The sequence below is a fragment of the Proteus sp. CA142267 genome (genome assembly GCF_003336825.1).
Lineage (GTDB): Bacteria > Pseudomonadota > Gammaproteobacteria > Enterobacterales > Enterobacteriaceae > Proteus > Proteus terrae.
In genome coordinates this window covers 81,501-102,537 of sequence record NZ_QPMG01000005.1, presented here as the reverse complement: position 1 = coordinate 102,537, position 21,037 = coordinate 81,501, and the positions used below count along the sequence as shown (strand labels likewise).

At 38.4% G+C, this 21,037-nt stretch carries 15 protein-coding genes; 6 read left to right on the top strand and 9 right to left on the bottom strand.

Features of this window, described 5'->3' with window-relative positions:
- Nucleotides 1–5: 5 nt before the first annotated feature.
- The 4 genes from C0T34_RS10500 to C0T34_RS10485 all read left to right on the top strand — a co-directional run bounded on the left by C0T34_RS10500 (nucleotide 6) and on the right by C0T34_RS10485 (nucleotide 7,287).
- Nucleotides 6–755 (top strand): 1-acylglycerol-3-phosphate O-acyltransferase, encoded by a 750-nt coding sequence (locus C0T34_RS10500; RefSeq protein ID WP_098941966.1) that lies wholly within the window; start codon nucleotides 6–8, stop codon nucleotides 753–755.
- Nucleotides 756–993: 238 nt separating this feature from the next.
- Nucleotides 994–2,415: a cell division protein FtsP gene (gene ftsP / locus C0T34_RS10495; protein WP_098941967.1), complete on the top strand. Its 1,422-nt coding sequence runs from the start codon at nucleotides 994–996 to the stop codon at nucleotides 2,413–2,415.
- A 458-nt stretch (nucleotides 2,416–2,873) separates the two neighbouring features.
- Complete coding sequence (gene pta, locus C0T34_RS10490; RefSeq protein ID WP_109850138.1) at nucleotides 2,874–6,098, top strand: autotransporter Pta; 3,225 nt, start codon at nucleotides 2,874–2,876, stop codon at nucleotides 6,096–6,098.
- A 112-nt stretch (nucleotides 6,099–6,210) separates the two neighbouring features.
- Entirely contained in the window at nucleotides 6,211–7,287 is a 1,077-nt protein-coding gene (locus tag C0T34_RS10485; RefSeq protein ID WP_109850137.1) for a hypothetical protein, read from the top strand.
- Between the two features lie 35 nt (nucleotides 7,288–7,322).
- On the opposite strand, the gene C0T34_RS10480 is transcribed toward C0T34_RS10485, so the two are convergent.
- Complete coding sequence (locus tag C0T34_RS10480) at nucleotides 7,323–7,937, bottom strand: LysE family translocator (protein ID WP_109850136.1); 615 nt, start codon at nucleotides 7,935–7,937, stop codon at nucleotides 7,323–7,325.
- Between the two features lie 175 nt (nucleotides 7,938–8,112).
- Between C0T34_RS10480 and folA the strand changes: the two genes are divergently transcribed.
- On the top strand, nucleotides 8,113–8,598 hold the full coding sequence (gene folA, locus C0T34_RS10475) for a type 3 dihydrofolate reductase (protein WP_098941971.1): 486 nt from the start codon (nucleotides 8,113–8,115) through the stop codon (nucleotides 8,596–8,598).
- A gap of 440 nt (nucleotides 8,599–9,038) precedes the next feature.
- Here folA and apaH read toward each other — a convergent pair whose 3' ends face one another.
- The 6 genes from apaH to lptD are packed head-to-tail and all read right to left on the bottom strand — an operon-like array spanning nucleotide 9,039 to nucleotide 15,819.
- The gene (gene apaH, locus C0T34_RS10470; protein WP_098941972.1) at nucleotides 9,039–9,860 is read right to left on the bottom strand and encodes a bis(5'-nucleosyl)-tetraphosphatase (symmetrical) ApaH; all 822 of its coding nucleotides are present in this window, start codon (nucleotides 9,858–9,860) and stop codon (nucleotides 9,039–9,041) included.
- Between the two features lie 2 nt (nucleotides 9,861–9,862).
- Nucleotides 9,863–10,240, bottom strand: coding sequence for a Co2+/Mg2+ efflux protein ApaG (gene apaG, locus C0T34_RS10465; protein WP_098941973.1), 378 nt, complete (start codon nucleotides 10,238–10,240; stop codon nucleotides 9,863–9,865).
- Nucleotides 10,241–10,265: 25 nt separating this feature from the next.
- A complete protein-coding gene (gene rsmA, locus C0T34_RS10460) occupies nucleotides 10,266–11,084 on the bottom strand; it encodes a 16S rRNA (adenine(1518)-N(6)/adenine(1519)-N(6))-dimethyltransferase RsmA (protein WP_098941974.1) in 819 nt (272 codons plus the stop codon).
- A complete protein-coding gene (gene pdxA / locus C0T34_RS10455) occupies nucleotides 11,077–12,075 on the bottom strand; it encodes a 4-hydroxythreonine-4-phosphate dehydrogenase PdxA (protein WP_109850135.1) in 999 nt (332 codons plus the stop codon). Before pdxA ends, rsmA begins: the two co-directional genes overlap by 8 nt.
- A complete protein-coding gene (gene surA / locus C0T34_RS10450) occupies nucleotides 12,065–13,402 on the bottom strand; it encodes a peptidylprolyl isomerase SurA (RefSeq protein WP_109850134.1) in 1,338 nt (445 codons plus the stop codon). The genes pdxA and surA overlap by 11 nt, the downstream gene beginning before the upstream one ends.
- Before the next feature lie 50 nt (nucleotides 13,403–13,452).
- Nucleotides 13,453–15,819: an LPS assembly protein LptD gene (gene lptD, locus C0T34_RS10445; protein WP_098941976.1), complete on the bottom strand. Its 2,367-nt coding sequence runs from the start codon at nucleotides 15,817–15,819 to the stop codon at nucleotides 13,453–13,455.
- Nucleotides 15,820–16,249: 430 nt separating this feature from the next.
- Between lptD and djlA the strand changes: the two genes are divergently transcribed.
- Complete coding sequence (gene djlA, locus C0T34_RS10440; protein WP_075671772.1) at nucleotides 16,250–17,050, top strand: co-chaperone DjlA; 801 nt, start codon at nucleotides 16,250–16,252, stop codon at nucleotides 17,048–17,050.
- Between the two features lie 243 nt (nucleotides 17,051–17,293).
- Here the strand turns inward: djlA and rluA are convergent, their stop codons facing one another.
- Nucleotides 17,294–17,947 (bottom strand): bifunctional tRNA pseudouridine(32) synthase/23S rRNA pseudouridine(746) synthase RluA, encoded by a 654-nt coding sequence (gene rluA / locus C0T34_RS10435; RefSeq protein WP_072064290.1) that lies wholly within the window; start codon nucleotides 17,945–17,947, stop codon nucleotides 17,294–17,296.
- A 55-nt stretch (nucleotides 17,948–18,002) separates the two neighbouring features.
- Complete coding sequence (gene rapA / locus C0T34_RS10430; protein WP_098941977.1) at nucleotides 18,003–20,906, bottom strand: RNA polymerase-associated protein RapA; 2,904 nt, start codon at nucleotides 20,904–20,906, stop codon at nucleotides 18,003–18,005.
- Nucleotides 20,907–21,037: the final 131 nt, after the last annotated feature.

The window sequence follows — 21,037 nt, the reverse complement described above, 5'->3', positions numbered from 1 at the left end:
AACTTATGTTAGCCATTATTCGAGGCATCATTGTCATCCTTTACACCATTATTGTGGTGACGTTTGGAATGATTTATTGCATGTTTTCACCAAGAAATCCTAAACATGTAATGACTTATGGGCGTTTATTCGGCAAGTTATCTACTGTTTTTGGTATCAAGCTCGTTGAGCGTTTTCCAAAAGAAGCGGAAAGCTATGGTCCAAGTATTTATATCGGAAACCATCAAAATAATTTTGATATGGTGACGATGTCAAATGCAGTACAACCTAATACCGTAACAGTGGGTAAAAAAAGCTTAATTTTTATTCCTTTTTTTGGTCAGTTGTATTGGATAACCGGTAATATTTTGATCGATAGAGCAAATCGCTCTAAAGCACATGGCACTATTTCACAAGTTGCTGATCAAATTAAATCGAAGAAGATTTCTGTGTGGATGTTCCCTGAAGGTACTCGTAGCCGTGGTCGTGGCCTTTTACCGTTTAAAACAGGTGCATTCCATGCCGCCATCCAAGCAGGCGTACCTATTATTCCGGTTTGTGTTTCTACAACTCAGAATAAAATTAAGCTAAACCGCTGGAATAATGGCTACGTTATTGTTGAAATGTTGCCTCCAATTGATGTATCAAAATACACCAAAGATCAAGTTCGAGAATTAGCAGAAGATTGTCGTCAAATTATGAAAGCTAAAATCGAAGAGCTAGATAAAGAAGTTGAAGAAATGAATCAGCGTGATTTTCCCGGTAAATTAAATTAATACTTATTTGGTTTCTTTGATCATAACAATATAAGCCTGATTTTCAGGCTTATATCATTTTTAATTAATGAAAACATACTAGATTATCAACTATTTTTAGGATTTATGTCACATCCGCGCTATTATGCTCCCGTAATTTCATTTAAGTCCTTTTGTCTTTAAATCACAGCAGCTTTTTTCCTGTCTCTACATTTTTGATTATGCGATAGGAATATTTGTATTTTGTTGCGGAGAAAGTATGTCATTTAGTCGTCGCCAGTTTATTCAGGCTTCAGGCTTAGCGGTATGTCTGGGCTCAATATCTTCTTCTGTTCGTGCTGGATCAGTCAATGATAAACAATTACCTATACCGCCATTGTTGGAATCTCGCCGTGGTCAGCCTCTTTTTCTGACTTTGCAAAATGTGCATTGGGCATTTAATGGCACTCAAAAAGCGGAAGTTTGGGGGATCAATGGCTCAACACCGGGACCGACAATCAAAGTCAAAAGTGGCGATGATATAAAACTCATTTATAGCAACCGTCTTAATGAAGCAGTATCAATGACGGTGAGCGGTTTATTAGTTCCGGGGACTCAAGTCGGTGGTGCGGCAAGATTAATGTCACCCGGCGCTTATTGGTCGCCGGTATTGCCTATTCGTCAGAAAGCAGCAACATGTTGGTATCATGCCAATACGCCCTTTAAAATGGCACCTCATGTTTATAATGGATTGGTGGGAATGTGGATTGTGGAAGATGAAGAGAGCAAATCCCTCCCTTTGCCAAAACATTATGGTGTAAATGATTTTCCGATCATTATTCAAGATAAACGTATCGATAATTTTGGTACGCCACAATACGACAAAGAAGCCGCTAGTGATGGTTTTTATGGCGATACATTGTTAGTCAATGGGCGTGAAGATCCTTATATTGAAGTCTCAAGAGGATGGATCCGCTTACGTTTAGTTAATGCATCCAATGCTCGCCGTTATGAACTAACCGCAAATGATGGTCGCTCTCTTTACCTTATCGCTTCTGATCAAGGGCTATTAACATCTCCGGTAGAGCTGAAATCAATTCCAATGGCTCCGGGTGAGCGACGTGAAATATTGGTTGATATGTCTGAAGGAGGTGAAGTTACAATTACCGCAGGGCAAAGTGCCGGCTTTATGGATAGGCTCCGTGGTATTTTTGAACCTTCAGATTTACTACGTAACGCCAATGTATTAACCATTAAACCAACCGGATTGATGTCGTTAGTGACAGATAAAGCACCTGCACAATTGGCAGTAGATGACACACAAATCACTACTTCTATTCAGCCTAGAACCATCCAACTGCATAACAGTCCTCCAGGAATAAATAATGCTCGTTGGGAGCTTTCAAGAATTGATTTAGTAGGCAAGCAAAATGGGTGGGAACGTTGGCTTGTAACCGTACCGACACCACAACCATTCCATATTGAAGGTGCCCGTTTTAAAGTGATTAACCATAATGGTCAGAAGCCTGCACCTGCAGATTTTGGTTGGAAAGATACTGTTTGGATCGAAAACCAAAGTGAATTGCTGGTGGAATTAAAACAGCCTTCTTATTCGCATTTCCCCTTCCTGTATTATAGCCAGTTATTAGAAAATGCAGATAAAGGTATGGTAGGACAAATGGAAGTCACGCCTTTTGAATAAAAAATAAGTAGTAACACTAAATCAAATTAAAAGAAAAACAGTATTTTTAAAATAAAGATACTGTTTTTTTATATTTAAAATAATGTGGATTATATTTTTTAGACTAAAGTTAAATAGAGAGAAATATTCTAAAAAATAAATTGTTAATAAAGTTGATGTTTTTGTTTGTTTATTGGGGTTATCTTTATTAAGTTTATTTAAATATTATTGTCAATGAGGTTAATATTGAAATAGGTTAATTTTGTTTGTTTGTAATATAATAACAAGCGATCTATTTTTGTTTAATCTATCTGTTAATTTGTGATTTAGTAGTCAATCTATCTATTTTTGTGGCATGAAATCATATTTTTGAGATGTCCTTCAAGTAATTATTTCTCTAGAAACTAGAGAATCTTCGCGTCTTTTATTTTTGATCCTTAATTAATGTTATTAAATTTTAATATAACTGAAGGTACAGAATGAACAAAGAAATAGCTTTAAGTCACCATCACAAAATGAATAAAAAAAATAAAATAAATAATAATATATTTCAGCTTTCCATTGTTGCATCAGCACTTCTTTTTTCTGGATATTCCGTAGCATATTCAGAAGCTGGGCAATTAGGCGATGCAAAAAGTTGGGAAAGCCAAGAGTATCAAAAAGACTGGGGGCTAGCTGCTATGAATGCCTCTAGTGCTTATGCACTTGGTTTTCATGGGCAAGGTGCCAAAATCGGTGTAATGGACTCTGGTGCATTATTATCACATCCAGAATTGAATGATGCACGTTTTCATGCAGTAAAAGCCAAAGGCCAATATGGCACGACTGGCATGCGATACCCTCAAGAATTGGGCGGGCATTATGAAAAAGGTCAAGCCTTTGATGTTGATGGGGGCTGGATCAAAGGTGTGAATGACACACACGGAACACACGTTACAGGTACTGTAGGTGCAAACCGTGATGGTAATGGTATGCATGGGGTAGCGTGGGGAGCTGATGTTTATTTAGGAAATACAGGCGCAACAGACAGCAATAACTACGGCCCTTATCAAGATTACACCTATTTCTACACTGGCTGGAAAGCCATGGTCGATGCAGGTGCGCAAGTGATTAATAATAGCTGGGGTACAAACCCTCGTATTATTAACGCAGATAAAACACTAGGACCTGATGGCGGTAATACAACTGTTCATATGCCAGTAGATACCACTGCGCAAACTGAATATGAATATTTCTACTTTAAAAAAGTCTATGGTGATAAACCATCCTTTGTTGATGCGGCTTATGACGCAGTAAAAGGCACTAATGTTGTTCAAGTCTTTACAACGGGTAATCGTGATTTTGCTCAGCCTTATTATCGTCCTCTTTATCCTTACTTTAATCCTGAAGCAGAAAAACATTGGATTGCAGTTGCTGGTCTGAAACAAAATGCAGATAAATCAGGTTATGAGCTAGTTAAAGTCTTTAATGAAGCGGGTAATGCGAAGTGGTGGACTGTTGTTGCTCCAGGTTGGGGCGTTTATTCTTCTATTGTTAATGAAGATGGTAGTGCGGATTGGGCTTCATTTAGTGGTACATCAATGGCAGCACCTCACGTCACGGGTGCGATGGGCGTATTGATGTCACGCTATCAATCAATGAATGCGATGCAAGTGCGTGATGTGATGTTTACAACTGCCAATCACCGTAATCCAGATGGCTCTTTATATGATAGCTGGACTGCGGCTGAAGGTACGCCGGATGTGCGTTATGGTTGGGGTACACCAGATTTAGATAAAGGGATGTATGGTCCGGGTCAATTCTTAGGTAAATTTGAATATAACTTAAGTATGGCACCGCTTGATGTCTGGACAAATGATATTTCACAAACTGCGTTAGATCTACGTGAACAAGAAGATTTAGCATGGCTGAAAGACTATCAAGAGAAGGGCATTGCAGCAGGTGGTGATTATAATCTAGGAACGGATTTTGTTATTAACGATGGTAACCCAGATCCAACTTCTCATATTGTTAGCAAAGAAGATGCTGAGAAATGGCGTAAAGAGTATTACCAAAAACGTGCTGATGCTATTCAAGCTAAAATTGACGCCGGTTTATATGATGGTGCTTTAATTAAGAAAGGCGAAGGCACATTGGTTATGACTGGCGATAATACTTATCGTGGCGGTACAGCAGTCGAGCAAGGAACGTTATATGGCTTTACCGAATCGTTTGGCACTGAAGCAGTTAATGTCAACGGTGGTAAATTAAGTGTCATTGATCGTTATAACGATACCTTTACACAACAAGGCCAATTAGTCTCAAATGAGAGTCATAAAGCCAATATCAATATCAACGATAAAGGAACGTATTTAGTTACCGTTGGACACGATGTTAATGTTGGTGATATGGCCTTAAATAAAGGGGCTAGTTTAGATGTTGGTGCCGATAACGAAGGTCAATTAAAAGATATCTATCTTAATAATAGTGTCGCGACAGGAACCGTTAATGCGGACAATTTAGTTGATAACCGCACTAAAACTAAAATGTTAGCCAATAACAATCCAAATAGTGATTATGCATTATTCGATAAAAATGTTTCTGTAAAAGACAACACAATTACAGGTACATTAAGTAAGAAAGAAAATACGTCTTTAGCCACATTTGCTAATAATGAAAATGGTCGCTCTATTGCGAATACATTGGATAGCACAGGTCGTGGCGATTTATTCAATGCAGTATTACCAATGAATGAAAGAGATCTGAGCAAGACTTATAATTCATTGGGCAGCGATATGTACCTTAATGCTAACAATGCAAGTGTCGTGAATGTGTTAGGTTTAACACGTACTGTGAAAGATCAAGCAATGGGTATTGGTCAAGGCCGTTATGCTAAATTGGATAATAGCAATGCACGTATTTGGATAACAGGTATTGGCCAATGGGGCAGTGCTGATTATGGCCATAGTAATATGGATGTTGATTTCTATGTCGGCTTATTAGGTGCAGAAATTGATGTGACCGAAAATACCAAAGCAGGTTTATTCTTTGGTGCGGGTTCAACTAAATATAAAGGTAATGAACACGGTAAAATAGACAGTAACGATATCCATATTGGTGCTTATGGTGTGTCTAATCTGTATGATGTGGCTTCATTAAACTATGGTTTCACACATACTAACCAAGATAGAGATGCAAAAAGAACACTTTGGGTAGGACAAAATGCAGGTTATAACTCTACAAGTTATGATGCAAAAATTACTCAAATTTTCTTAGAAGGTGCTTATACTCAATTTAATACTAATCAGTACTCTATTGAGCCATATGCAGGATTTAGCTGGTTGCGTGTATCAACTGATGATATCAATGAAAATGTCGGTAATATGAAATTTACCACTAAGACTGACTCACAAGATATTCAAGTAGGTACTATTGGTTTACGTGGTGGATATCCATTTATGGCTGGCAACGTTAATATGGCTTTAAAAGGCGATATTTCTGCAAGTCATTTATTTGGTGATAACCGTCCTGAATCACGCCTCTTCTTATCAAATTCAGGTGATGCAACATTACGTGGTGGCAAACTGGATAATCTATTTGGTGTTGGCTTAGGTGTTGATGCGCAATTAAGCAAATCAACAACTTTCGGTATTTCTTACCAAGGCCAATATAATAGTGATGTAAGCTCAAGTGGTATCAATGCAACACTAAAAGTTAATTTCTAAATCTTATTTGTTATTTTTTTGATATTGAAAGCCCTTAGTAATAAGGGCTTTTTTTTGTATTTAAAAAAATTTTTTAATATAAGAATATAAAAAAGTTATGAAAAGCGAGGTAATGATGGGAAATGAAATAAAAGTAACACTCTATAAAAATGTAAATAATGCTGATGTTGATATTAAAGATCAAACTTCTCTTTTTAAAAAAATAAAAAACAGCATAAAACATATAGAAAATACCAATTACTCAATGATTATAAGTAAAAAAACGGAAGGTTTTTTTACTCTCATTTTTAATAAGATAAAGTCAATTTTTAATATAAAGAAAAGTATTGAAAGTTATAGGGGGAAAATAAGTGATTGTTTTTATAATCAACTAAATGCTAATGCCTATTTATGCAAGGTTAAAAATATTAATGATATTACTTTGGATGAAATTAGTACGATGAATTTATTGTTTGAGCTAGATAAAGATAACAACAAGAGTGAGCTAATAAGTTCATTTGTAAAAAAAAACGTGAAAACTAAAGCTGATTTGATTTTAATTGATAAATTGCTTAACGGTTATAAAAATTTAGACAAGATTAATTTTCGGGATTTCGTAGGCGAAAAATTCCATGTCGAGGAAATTATCAATTTATTTAATATTATTACTTTAGATGTTAATAATAATATAAATAACAATATTTTTTTGTTTATTCTTAATTCTTGTTTAAGAGAAAAAGGGAATGGATGCATTGTTAGATTAGTAGATGATATTCTTAAATCAATAAAATATAATAAATATTCTTCTGAAACAAGTAAATCTCTATTTAATAAAGAAGTGATGAATAAAGTAGTTAAGATAATAAATATTGAAAAGTTTGTTTCCGAATTGAAAGGAAACTTAGGAATAGAAAATGAATTAATTGAACAAATAATTGATGATGCATTTCAAAAATATAGTAATGCTGATAATTATTTTAAAACACAAGAAGCATGGATTAATACTTTATATAATAAAAAAGAAAATAGTGAAATTGTATGTAATATAATATGTAATATAAATAGAAACAGAATTTTGATTACACAAAAAATTGAAGAAATAGTAAATTCATTAGATGATGATGAAATGATTATAGGTATGCCGAAAGAACAATATATTATTAGAATGGAACAAATATTAGATATATTTTCTGCTATGCAAGCAAGATAAAGCACCTTGATAGGTGCTTTATCTCAAGAGTGTAGTTAACTCAACGCGACTTTAATACCTAAACCAATCAGTACGACACCTAATACTTTATCAATCCCTTTTTGGACTTTATTAAGCACTTTTCTAACAGGCGCACTTTGAATTAATAAAACCAATAAAGGCCAGTAAACTACGGCCAAGCCCCAAATAATAAAGGCATACCACAGCTTTTCTCCGATGCTTGAATCGACACTTAATACTTGAGTGAAAACGGCAAGAAAAAACAAAGTGGCTTTAGGATTGAGTAAATTACAGAGAAAGCCTTGCATAAAGGCTTTCTTAAAGCTGATTTGCGAATGCTTATCTGAGTTTTCATCAATCGAATGATTAGATTTTGAAAGCAAACTCTGAAAACCGATCCATAGTAAATACGCGGCTCCGGCATATTTCAAAATGGAAAAGAGCCAAGGCGTTGTTGTGATAAGAACGGCAATACCTGCAACACAATATGACATATGCACAAGTAATGCTGCCACAATTCCCATCGCAGTCATCATTGCCGCAGATCGTTGATAATGTGCCGCATTTTTTACAACGAGAAAAAAGTCAGGGCCTGGTGAGATCATACCGAGTAAAGCAATTGTAAAAACAACTAAAGAAGTTTCAAGCATAATAGCGCCTTGTATATAACAATATTATAATGATTGAATCTTATATGATTAAGTTAACACTTCGAGTATAAAGCAATTATTTATTATCAAGGAAGCATAATTTGTATCGACTCAGGTTTTAGCTTTACGTATAGTGTGAGCAGTTTTTTTCCCATCTTTACCCGTAGGTGTGTAAATGAATATTAGTTTAATCGCAGCATTAGCGATGGATCGCATTATTGGTATGGAAAAGGCAATGCCTTGGACATTACCGGGTGACCTAGCATGGTTTAAAAAGAATACGCTAAATAAACCCGTTATTATGGGCCGAGTGACTTATGAGTCTATTGGACGTCCTTTACCGAATCGTCTTAATATTGTTTTAAGTAGCCAGCCAGGAACAGATAGCGATGTTGTTTGGGTTAAATCTGTAGAAGAAGCTTTGCAAGTAGCTGAAAACAATGAAGAAATCATGGTGATAGGTGGTGGTAAAGTGTATGAGCAATTTCTGCCTATGGCAAATACACTCTATCTCACTCACATCGATGCTGAAGTTATCGGTGATACAACATTCCCGGATTATGAGCCTGATGAGTGGGATTCTACCTTTATGGAATACCATGAAGCAGATGAAAATAACTCACATAACTACTGCTTCGAAATATTAAAAAGAAGAAAATAACAAGAATTAAATAAAAAGGGAGATTAAATATCTCCCTTTTTATTATTCCTATTTTATTAATATAAAAATAATAAGAATTAAGATTTATTATTCTACTTAAATATTTCTTTTTATAAAAAGAGCATTATTTTAAACCAACCATTATTTATATTTTAATAAACTCATTTTATAAGAATAATATATGAGATATTAATCAATATAGAGATTTTTTATTCTCAATATCGTGTTTTTTTATACTTATTTCACTGTGAAAAAAAATAACATATTGATTATTAATGATTAAATTTATTATTTTTTTTATGCGTTCGTTTTTGTGTATAAAATGTTCTCTTTAGAAGAAAAAAGAGTAATTTAGGTAATATGTGAGAGTAAAATCAACATAGCGCAAAAGGCAATGTAGCCATTTTTGCGCTTGAAATAGGAAGGGGATAATGAGTGAGTTATTTGGGAGCAGAAAGGCTAGATTGAGTGAAGTACTGTTTGTCTTCCCAACGTAAGCAAGTGAGATTTCCACCCCAACAACATCCCGTATCTAACGCATAAACATTATCAGGAGTGCCTTTCCCTTCAAGAGAGGCCCAATGCCCAAATATAATGCTATAACCTTCAGGTAATTGACTTGGTAAATCGAACCAAGGCTTTAATGGTGCGGGAGCTTCTTGTGGTTTATCTTTGCATATCATATCAAGCTGACCATTAGGAAAGCAGTAACGCATACGTGTGAGTGCATTAGTGCTAAAGCGTAATCGCGCTAGACCTGAAAGCTCTGGTGACCAGTTGTTCGGTAAATCGCCATACATTGAGTTAATAAACAAAGGGTAGCTATCACTACTTAAAATAGCTTCAACTTCACGAGCACACATTTTGGCTGTTTCTAAATCCCATTGTGGCGTGATCCCTGCGTGAGCCATAATAATCTTCTTGTCTTCATCAACTTGCAGTACAGGTTGGCGTCTTAACCAATTAATTAATTCATCTGCATCTGGTGCATTGAGTAAGTCATTCAGCTTATCTCTTGGTTTATTGCGGCTAATTTTTGCAAATACACCTAGAAGATGAAGATCATGATTACCCAAGACGAGTTTAAGTGATGTACCTAAGCTTTTTACAAAGCGTAGTACTTCGAGTGAGTCAGGGCCTCGTGCAACAAGATCACCCGTTAACCATAATGTGTCTTGTGTTGGATCGAAACCGACTTTATCAAGAAGGTGGCGCAGTTCATGGTAACAGCCATGAATATCACCAATTAAATAAGTTGCCATAGTTAGTTTATCAATGTTGGAAGTGCAAGGCGGAAAACGGGGATCTCTATTTGAAATAATCGTCCATCAGTGTCAATCATTTCATAATGGCCTTCCATTGTTCCTATTGGTGTTTCAAGAACGGCACCACTGGTATAGCGGTACTGTGTGCCAGGCTCAATAAGCGGCTGTTCGCCGACAACACCTTCACCTCGAACTTCAGTGGTATTACCTTGTGCATTGGTAATCAACCAATAGCGGCGCAGGAGGCGAATTGCACATTTATTCAAATTATGAATTGATATGGTATAAGCAAAAACATATCGTTCATCTTCAGGGGAAGATTGGCTTTCAATGTAAACGCTTTGTACCTGTATCGCCACTTTTGATGAGGTGAACATAGTGCCTCCTGTCTCTGGCTTTATCTTATGCTTGTGAGTCTTGCTTTTGCGATAACCAGTTTGCCACTTTGCAGTATTGCTCAACAGAAATATTTTCTGCTCTTGCAGTTGGATCGATATTAAGTGCTATCATATCTTCTGCTGTGAGTAATCCACCTAAGCTATTACGTAGTGTTTTACGGCGTTGATTGAATGCTTGAGCGGTAATACGGCTAAGCATTGCAATATCCGTTACTGGGTATGGTTTTTCTTTGTAAGGGATCAAGCGAACAACCGCTGAATCAACTTTAGGTGCTGGTTTAAATGAAGTAGGTGGAACTTCAAGTACAGGGATGATTTGGCAATAATATTGCGCCATCACACTTAAGCGACCATAAGTTTTGCTACCATGACTAGCAACAAGGCGATTAACCACTTCTTTTTGTAACATAAATGTCATATCAGAAATTGCGTCAGCAAAACTGAATAAGTGGAACATAAGTGGTGTAGAAATGTTATAAGGCAAGTTACCAAAAACACGCAGAGGCTGCTGACGCTCTTTTGCTAATTGTGCAAAATCGATCGTCATAGCATCTTGCTGAATAATGGTCAGCTTATCTTTTAATGTAGGATGAACTTCTAAACGAGCAGCTAAATCACGGTCAATTTCTACAACCGTCATTTTATCCATTCTTGCGCCTACTGGCTCTGTAATTGCACCTAAACCAGGCCCAATTTCAACAATGGCTTCACCGGGTTGAGGGTAAATGGATTCAACAATACTTTCAATAATATAGCTGTCTGTTAAAAAGTTCTGCCCGAAGCGTTTGCGGGCAAAGTGCCCCTGATGGACTCTATTATTCATTACAATTTTGTATCATATTAATGGCTAAATTTAATGCGGTGCAAAAACTGCCAGCATCTGCGCTTTTCGTACCTGCAAGCTCAAGGGCGGTGCCATGATCAACAGAAGTACGGATAAAAGGAAGGCCAAGAGTTATATTCACGGCGCGACCGAAACCTTCATATTTTAGCACAGGTAATCCTTGATCGTGATACATCGCAAGCACTGCATCAGCATGTGTTAAATATTTAGGTTGGAATAAGGTATCAGCAGGGTAAGGCCCATGAAGGTGAACTCCTTGCTGACGTAATTGTGTTAATGCAGGCTCAATAATATCAATTTCTTCACGTCCCATATGACCACTTTCTCCTGCATGAGGATTAAGGCCACAAACGTAAATTTGAGGTTCCGCTATACCAAATTTGGTTTTTAAATCGTGGTTTAAAATGGTGATAATTTCATGTAGAAGCTCACCTGTAATTGCATCCGCCACATCTCGTAGTGGTAAATGTGTGGTTGCCAATGCAACTCTTAATGTATCTGTCGCCAGCATCATAACAACACGTTCACAATGGCTACGATCAGCAAAAAACTCGGTGTGCCCTGTAAAATGCACACCTGCATCATTGATAATACCTTTATGAACCGGCCCAGTCACAAGTGCTGAAAATTCGCCATTTAGGCAGCCATCACAAGCACGAGCTAATGTTTCTACAACGTACAACCCATTGCGCGTATCTAATGTACTTGGAATGACATTAGTGTGGAGTGCGATTGGGAGTACACAAATTTGACTTGGTGTGTGTGCTTGAGGTGGTTTGGCGGGATCGTATTCAACTAATGAAAGAGGCAGGTTTAACAATTCTGCTCTTGTTTTAAGTAATTGAGGATCAGCACAAACAACCCAAGGTAAATCCCAACTCATTTGTGCTAATGAGATAATAAGGTCAGGACCAACCCCGGCTGGTTCGCCGGGGGTGATAACAAGTGGTTTTATTTGCTTAGTTTGCATTATTCTCGTTCATTATTTTCACATAAGCCCCAACTCGTAGCTCTTGCATCCAGTTTTGTACTTCTTCATTAAATTTACGGTTGAAGAGTAAACGGTATGCTTGTTCTTTATTCGCGGCATCTGTTTTATCAACACTACGCGTGTCTTCTAATTCAATTAAATGCCAGCCAAAGTTTGAGCGAACAGGTTGGCTTAATTCGTTTTTATTTAAGCGCATTAACGCATCACGGAATGCCGGATCGTAAACATCAGGCATTGACCATCCTAACTCACCGCCACGTAATGCTGAACTTGGATCTTCAGAGTACTCTTTTGCTGCATCAGCAAAGGTTATTTTACCACTACGAATATCGGCAGAGATCTGCTGTAACTTGGCATAGGCTTGCTCATCATTCATGATTGGTGAGCTTTTTAGCAGAATATGACGGCTTTTAACTTCTGTAACAGAAAGGGTATTAGTTCCACCGCGAACATCGTTTACTTTGATAATGTGTAAGCCAACGCCAGAGTGAAGAGGCCCTACGATTTGGCCTTTTTGTGCATTTACTAATTCTTTAGCAAACAGAGTGGGTAATTCATCAATAGATGCCCAACCCATGTTACCGCCATTTAAAGCTTGTGGATCAGCAGAATAAGTTGCAGCCAATTTACCGAAATCTGCACCATTTTTAAGCTGGTTCATAATGCGAGTAATGACTTGTTTTGCTTTTTCCATTTCTGCTGGCGCAGGATTTTCTGATAATGGAATTAAGATATGGCTCAGATTTAGATCAATACTTTGGCTTGCTTGGCCTTCAATTTGCTTAGCAAGAGAATCAACTTCTTGAGGTAAAATAGTAATACGGCGACGCACTTCATTGTTACGAACTTCTGCCAACATCATCTCTTTACGAATATCTTGGCGATAATCATTGTAAGAAATACCATCAGCTGCAAGGCGTTTTTTCAGTTGTTCAAGTGAAATTTTATTTTCAGCAGCAATGCCCTGAATTGTAGATTCTACTGCGGCATCAGGAATATCAATTTGCATTTGCTGTGCCATTTGCAAAATGATGTTATCCATGACCAAACGCTCTAGAATTTGTTGGCGAAGAACTTGCTCATCTGGCATCTCTTGACCCGCATTTTTTGCGTTCATTTTGACAGTCTGTAGCATTCTATTGACGTCACTTTCTAGAACGACACCGTTATTGACGATAGCCGATACACGGTTTAATTCTTGTGCAGCAAATGTTGTTGAGCTGGTAGCTGCACCGACCGTGATCATTAAGCCGATAAACAGCGTTTTCCAATTTTTCATAAGTTTCCCATTATGTATTTTCCGCATCTTATTGCGGGGTGACATATTTATTCAGCCAATTCCGTAGTCTGATTAAATCAGAATGCTCTTTGATAAGGTAAGATACCGCGTTCAAGCATTTTCTGGCTACCCAAACTATGATTGTTACTTAGGCCTCTGAGTTCCACATTGACAGACCATTTATTATCAATATCGCTGTGGTCAACTTTCCAGCCAACAATTTTTCGTTCATAACCCACATTCACAGCCCAGCAACAGGTGTTGTATTGTAGACCAACCATTTGGCTAACAGGCTCTGATTCTTTGGTATCGAAGTAATAAGCACCTACAAGTCCCCAACGCTCTGCTAATGGCCAACTTCCTACGACACCAACTTGTGAAATACCTTTTTGGTATTCAGGAAGTTTATTAATACCACCATCGTAAGGGCGAACGCGCGTTGCTTGGATATAGTCACGATCAACATAACGATAGCTTAACTGTAGAAGATGATCGCTATCTGCGCGATATTCCATAACAGCATCACCCATTGAGACGCTACCTAAACGACGGTCATATTGTAAACCACCACGCATACCTACGGTATCAGTGATCCTCCAATAAGCGTCACCTGCCCATACCATTGAGCCTGTTTCATCTTTGCTATTGATGATTTCGTTTGATGAACCTGTTTTCGGACGTTCAAAGAAGTAGATTTGACCCACAGAAACGTTAAAACGTTCAACTAATTCGCTATCATAAAAACGTGAAGTGATACCGGTTGTTAATTGGTTTGCAGATGCAATGCGGTCTAAACCACCATACATTCTATCGCGGAAAAGTCCGCCATAGTTTGATTGTAATAATGCGGAGTCAAAGTTATTGATATTAGACTGATCTTTATAAGGAACATAAAGATACTGCACTCTAGGCTCAAGGGTTTGCGTAATATCGTTTGTTTGGTATTGACGCTCAAAAACCACTTTCATATCAGACTTAAACTGCGGCAGTACACGATTAACACTGTCATCTAATTTTTGATTATTGGGGTTGGCTTTATACCCTTCTGGAATGTCTTGATCATAATGAGTTGCCATGATTTTTAGCTCATTATTAAAGCTTGCCCATCCCGTAGATGCTGGGAGTGAAATCGTTGGCTCAATATGGAAACGATTTGCTTCTGGTGTATTCTCCCCCACACTGGTAAAGCGAGCAAATTGAGCGTAAGTACGGAAATCAAATGGACCTACATCATTCTTGTAATAATTGAGATCAAGCTGTGGCTCTGCACGATAAGCTCTTGCATCTTTATTATCAGAGAAGACTTGGAACTGTTTAGTGGTTAATGTGGCATTCCAGTTCTGTTGTGCATAGCCCGTACTAAATTTCTGAGTTGCATAACCATCTGTGGTGTTACCATATTGAGAGGTAAAGTCAGTGAAGTATTTGTTATCACTTACTTTTGTGTAGTCGATATTAAATCGCCACACATTATTCATGACTCCACTGTGTCCCCAGTAGAATAACCAACGTGTGGCGGTATCACGAGGAAGATAACCCGCTTTGTTTTCTTCTTTGTCTTTATTGTATTGGCTATCGTGATTAATCCAATCTACAGCGATGGTACCGCGTCCTGGTGTGGTTAAATAACGGAATTCATTATCTAATTTTAAACCACGACGACTAATATAGTTGGTGGTGATGGTCGCATCATAATTAGGAGCGATATTCCAATAGTAAGGGAGTTGGAAATCAAATCCTGAACTACGAGAATAGCTTCCGTTAGGAATTAAGAAACCAGAACGACGTTTATCACCAATCGGTAATTGAAGATAAGGGCTATAAAAGATAGGTACATTGGCTACACGAAAACGTGCATTCCAGATTTCAGCGACTTGTTCTTCGCGATCTAAAATAACCTCTGAGCCGACAACGCTCCAGCTATCATCTCCTGGTAGACAAGACGTGAACATGCCCTTGTCCATAATGGTATAGCGGTTTTCGCCACGCATTTGCATTTTATCAGCGTAACCACGGCCTTGACGGCCAACCATTTGGTAATCACCTTGCTCGATGTCCGTATCTTTATTATTAAGGTTAGACCAAGCACGAGGGCCTTTTAAGATGATTTGAGGATCATCATAAGACACATTTCCCGTTGCTGTGACCATTCTTAATGGTGTTTCTCCCTCAGTCTGTGTCAGTTCAACACTGTCGGCACTTAAGGTTTGGTTTCCCTGTTTAATATCAACATCACCTTTATATTTGACCATGCGAGGATACTCACCTTGCATATCATTTGCAGTGATAGTGACAGGCAAGCTGTTAGGATCGCCCTGTACTAATGGTTTGTTATAAACAGGAACTCCCAGTAAACATTGGGAGGCAAGATCAGCATAAGCAGGCTGACCGTATATTGTGGCCCAAACTAGGGTGGCCAGCAGTGTGGGATAACTTTTTTTCATAAGTATTTATGTGCTTCCGTCATCAGTGGCTTCGTGCTGATAAACAGCGAGAAACTAACGCAGGGAGTTATGCGACACCAGCCCAACGTTCTGAACATTGTTCTAACGGTAACCGAAAAATAGGCGTAAGCCTCATTTTTTCGATGTTTCTGTGTTGAAATAGGGTTATAGCCTTATTAGAAACAAAAAAACACCGCGCTGATGCGGTATTTCGTGCTGTATAACAACGCTAAAGTTATTCGTTTGGTCACTCATTTTACTTTAACACAATTTAAACGAAAACAGCATTACCTCTGTCCAAAGAGAAACAGTAAATCTCTTCATTTTAAGAAAAAGTCTATTTAGAGGTTGCTTGGTGTTAGGTGTGCAAGCAAATGAATAGTATGATAATGCAAAATTGCAGTCAGAGCATTGAAGATTTGAGGAGTCTATGCGCTATTGGGGAAAATTATTAGGCCTTACCATTGGTAGTTTTGCAGGAATAGGCTTTTGGGGCATTGTTATTGGTGTTTTTCTTGGGCACCTCTATGACATGCAACGAAGTAAATTAGGAAATGGTGGGCGCTATACGCGTGATAGACAAGCTTTTTTCTTTGCTGCAACCTTTCAAGTTTTAGGTCACCTGACAAAATCAAAAGGGCGAGTGACTCAAACCGACATCTCTCTTGCCAGCGAATTAATGGATCGCATGAATCTGCATGGTGTTGGTCGTCAAGCTGCGCAGCAAGCTTTTAGAGAAGGTAAATCACCCGATTTCCCACTAAGAGCCACATTGCAACGCGTTCGACAAATTTGTGTGGGGCGTCGCGACTTACTTCAGATGTTTCTGGAAATCCAATTACAAGCTGCTTTTGCGGATGGTCAACTGCATCCAAATGAAAGAAAAATGCTGTTTATCATTATCGATGAGCTAGGTTTTTCTCGTGCACATTTTGAACATATATTAGCAATGATGCAGGCTGGTCAGAATTTTCATTATCAAAGTGGACAGGGCTATCAGCCTCAACCTCAAGGCCCAACGCTCTCTGATGCGTGTAAGGTGCTTGGTGTAGATGAGAATGATGATGTTAAAACCATAAAGAGAGCTTATCGAAAATTAATGGGAGAACACCATCCGGATAAACTTGTCGCGAAAGGTTTACCGCCAGAAATGATGGAAATTGCAAAACAAAAAGCACAGTCTATACAAGTTGCTTACGATTTGATTAAAAAAGAAAAAGGATTTCGTTAACATCTTGTAAAAGAAGATGAGAAAAGAGAGAATTATTCCGTGATAGAGATAACTTAGGTTGAGTTGAGTTTATTATTTATCACGGTAAAATATAAGTGAAATTTAATTATTTCATTCTCTCTTCTCTTAAAAAAGGAACTATATCCATGTCAAACGTCCGTGTTCTTGTTGGGGTTATGGGATTAGCGCTTTGCCTGCTCCTTGCTTCATTGAGTTCAGTGACTGTTTTAGTGTCATAAGACACTAAAAATCGGCAAGGCATTCAAAATGTATCGGGGATCGGAAAGCAGGATGCGTAATAAATAATTCCTGAGCATGTAACTGCAGGCGAGGTGCCATCGCTCTTGCCTGCGGGTGTGCATAAAAGCGATCCCCTAAAATAGGATGCCCCAACGCTAACATATGTACCCGCAATTGATGTGAACGCCCTGTAATCGGCGATAATTTCACTCTTGTCGCATTTTCTTCATATTCCAACACTTCATAAAAAGTTTGCGCTGCTTTCCCTGTTTCATGACAGACTTTCTGTTTTGGTCGATTAGGCCAATCACAAATCAAAGGTAAATCAACTAACCCTTCTTCTTTTTCGATATGTCCCCAAACGCGAGCAATATAGGTTTTTTTCGGCTCACGTTCACGAAATTGGCGCTTTAGTTCGCGCTCTGCTTCTTTATTAAGTGCAACAACGATAACGCCACTAGTTGCCATATCAAGGCGATGCACACACTCAGCATTCGGAAATTCTGCTTTAATACGCGACATAATACTGTCGTTATGCTCTGGCGCTTTGCCCGGTACTGATAGTAATCCGCTGGGTTTATTGACGGCAATAATATGCTCATCTTGATATAAAACATGTAACCAAGGATCAGTCGGCGGGTTATACACTTCCATCATAGTGGATATCTCATCAAAACAACGGGGAGTAAAATACTCCCCGCTTTAACAGTGATTATTGGTGGGTAACGACAATTAAGCGAATTGAGTCTAAACGCCATGTTGCTTCATCTAAATGATTAAGAATATGAGCACGTTCATTTTCAATTGCTTCGACTTCATCATCACGAATATTTGGGTTTACTGCACGTAAAGCTTCTAAGCGCGATAATTCATGAGTTAGCACGCGATCTGCTTCTTCTTTCGCTTTTTGGATCAGTCCTTTCGCTTCGACTTCCATTAAAGGTTCAGACGTTTTCAGTACATGGTGAACTTCACTTTGTACTGCATTGACTAATTTGCTCGAAGTATGACGATTAACAGCATTTAATTGGCGGTTAAAGCTTTCAAACTCAACTTGAGATGCAAGATTATTACCTTTCAGATCAAGTAATAAGCGCACCGGTGTTGCAGGTAAGAAACGACTTAAATGAAGATGCTTAGGCGCTTGCGCTTCTACGACATAAATTAGTTCAACTAACAGCGTTCCCACTGGCAATGCTTTATTTTTCAATAAAGAAACGGCACAACTTCCTGTATCACCAGATAAAATCAAATCTAAGCCATTACGGATAATAGGGTGTTCCCAACTGATAAATTGGGTATCTTCACGAGATAGCGCTTGCTCTCTATCAAATGTGATAGTGCAACCATCTTGCGGTAATCCAGGGAAATCAGGTACTAACATATGATCAGATGGCGTTAAAATAATTAAGCTATCACTACGATCTTCTTGATTAATACCAACGATATCAAACAAGTTCAGTGCAAAGTTCACTAATTCAGGATCGTTATCTTGTGCTGCAATTTCACCTGCTAACTCAACACCGACTTCACCACCGTTAGAGTGCATTTCTAATAGGCGGTCGCGGCCTTGTTCAAGTTTGAGCTTCATTTCATCATGCTGTTTACGACAAGCGACAATAAAGTCATCAAAATCAGCTAACTCATTAGGCTGTGCAAGGTAATTAACGAGAGCATCATATTTACTGTCATAAATAGTACGGCCAGTCGGACAAGTATGCTCAAAGGCATCTAAGCCTTCATGATACCAGCGTAATAATACAGATTGAGCCGTACCTTCAAGATAAGGAATACTAATATCAATATCGCGGTTTTGACCAATACGATCGAGACGACCAATACGTTGTTCGAGCAAATCAGGGTTAAATGGCAGATCAAACATAACCAGTTGATTAGCAAACTGGAAGTTACGTCCTTCAGAGCCGATTTCTGAACACAGCAGAACTTGTGCGCCTTCTTCTTCAGAAGCAAAATAAGCTGCAGCGCGATCGCGTTCAAGTAATGACATACCTTCGTGGAATACTGCTGCACGAATACCTTCACGCTCACGTAAAACTTGCTCTAACTGTAGCGCAGTTGCTGCTTGAGCACAAATTACTAGTACTTTTTCATTACGATTTGCGGTTAAGAAACCCAGTAGCCATTCAACACGCGGGTCGAAGTTCCACCATGTTGCGTTTTCACCTTCAAATTCTTGGTAAATACGTTCAGGATAGAGCATCTCTTTTGCACGAACTTCGAGACTCTTTTTGGCTGCCATAATCTCAGCCACTTTAATTGCAGTTTGATATTGCGTTGGCAGTGGCATTTTGATCGCATGAAGTAAGCGATTAGGGAAACCTTTAACACCAGAACGTGTGTTACGGAATAACAAACGACCCGTTCCATGTCTGTCCATTAACATATGGATAAGTTCTTGGCGAGATTTAGTACGTTCTTCACCTTGTGTATTTGCCGCTTTCAGTAATGGCTCAACATCTTGCTCGCTGATCATTTCGCTGATGATATTTTGTTGTTCGGTATTTAAATCATCTTCTGATAGCAAAATAGTGACAGCATCGGCAACAGGGCGATATTTTTGTTGCTCATTAATAAATTCGTTGTAGTCATGGAAACGACTTGGATCAAGCAGACGTAAACGTGCGAAGTGGCTTTCTTGACCTAACTGCTCTGGGGTTGCAGTTAATAGCAATACAGAAGGAATAGATTCCGCTAACTCTTCAATTACTTGATATTCACGGCTTGGTGTATCTTCACTCCAAACAAGGTGATGAGCTTCATCGACAACTAACATATCCCATGTTGCTTCGACTAAGTGTTCAAAACGTTGCTTGTTTTTACGCACAAAATCTAAAGAACAGATGATCATCTGTTCTGTTTCAAATGGATTATCGCTATCTAATAAAGATTCGCTATAACGGCTATCATCAAACAGTGAGAAACGTAGATTGAAACGGCGTAACATTTCAACTAACCACTGATGTTGTAAGCTTTCAGGCACAATAATCAACACACGCTCAGCACGACCATCCATTAATTGCTGGTGGATAATCATACCTGCTTCAATTGTTTTACCTAAACCAACTTCATCAGCTAATAATACGCGAGGGTTATGACGTTTACCCACTTCATTGGCGATATAAAGCTGGTGAGGGATAAGACTTGCGCGGATCCCACGTAAACCACTTTGTGCTTGCTTAAACTGCTCGCTCATAAACTTACGTGCGCGATAGCGTAATGCAAAGCGATCCATTCGGTCGATTTGACCTGCAAAGAGGCGATCTTGCGGCTTATTAAAAGTGAGTTTGTTATCTAAGAACACTTCACGTAATTGTGCTGGCTCTTCAGTGTCTAGACGTACACCATGGTAGATAAGTAGGCCGTTATCTTCTACAACGTTATCGATGGCGAGCTTCCAGCCTTCGTGACTGGTGACGGTATCTCCTGCATTAAACATCACCCGCGTTATTGGTGCATCATGACGGGAGTAAAGGCGGTTTTCGCCACAGGCAGGAAAAAGTAAAGTGACCATACGGGCATCAACTGCCACAACAGTACCCAGTCCAAGCTCGCTTTCAGTATCGCTAATCCAACGTTGACCAAGAGTAAAAGGCATATATATAAACTCAGCTCTCAAATATATAATTTAGGAATTATTAATGAATGCAGTATTGCGGTGTTGTCATTAAAATCTGCGGGATAAAAAGGGCTTATTCTTTGAACAAAGAAAAGCTAATTATCACCAAA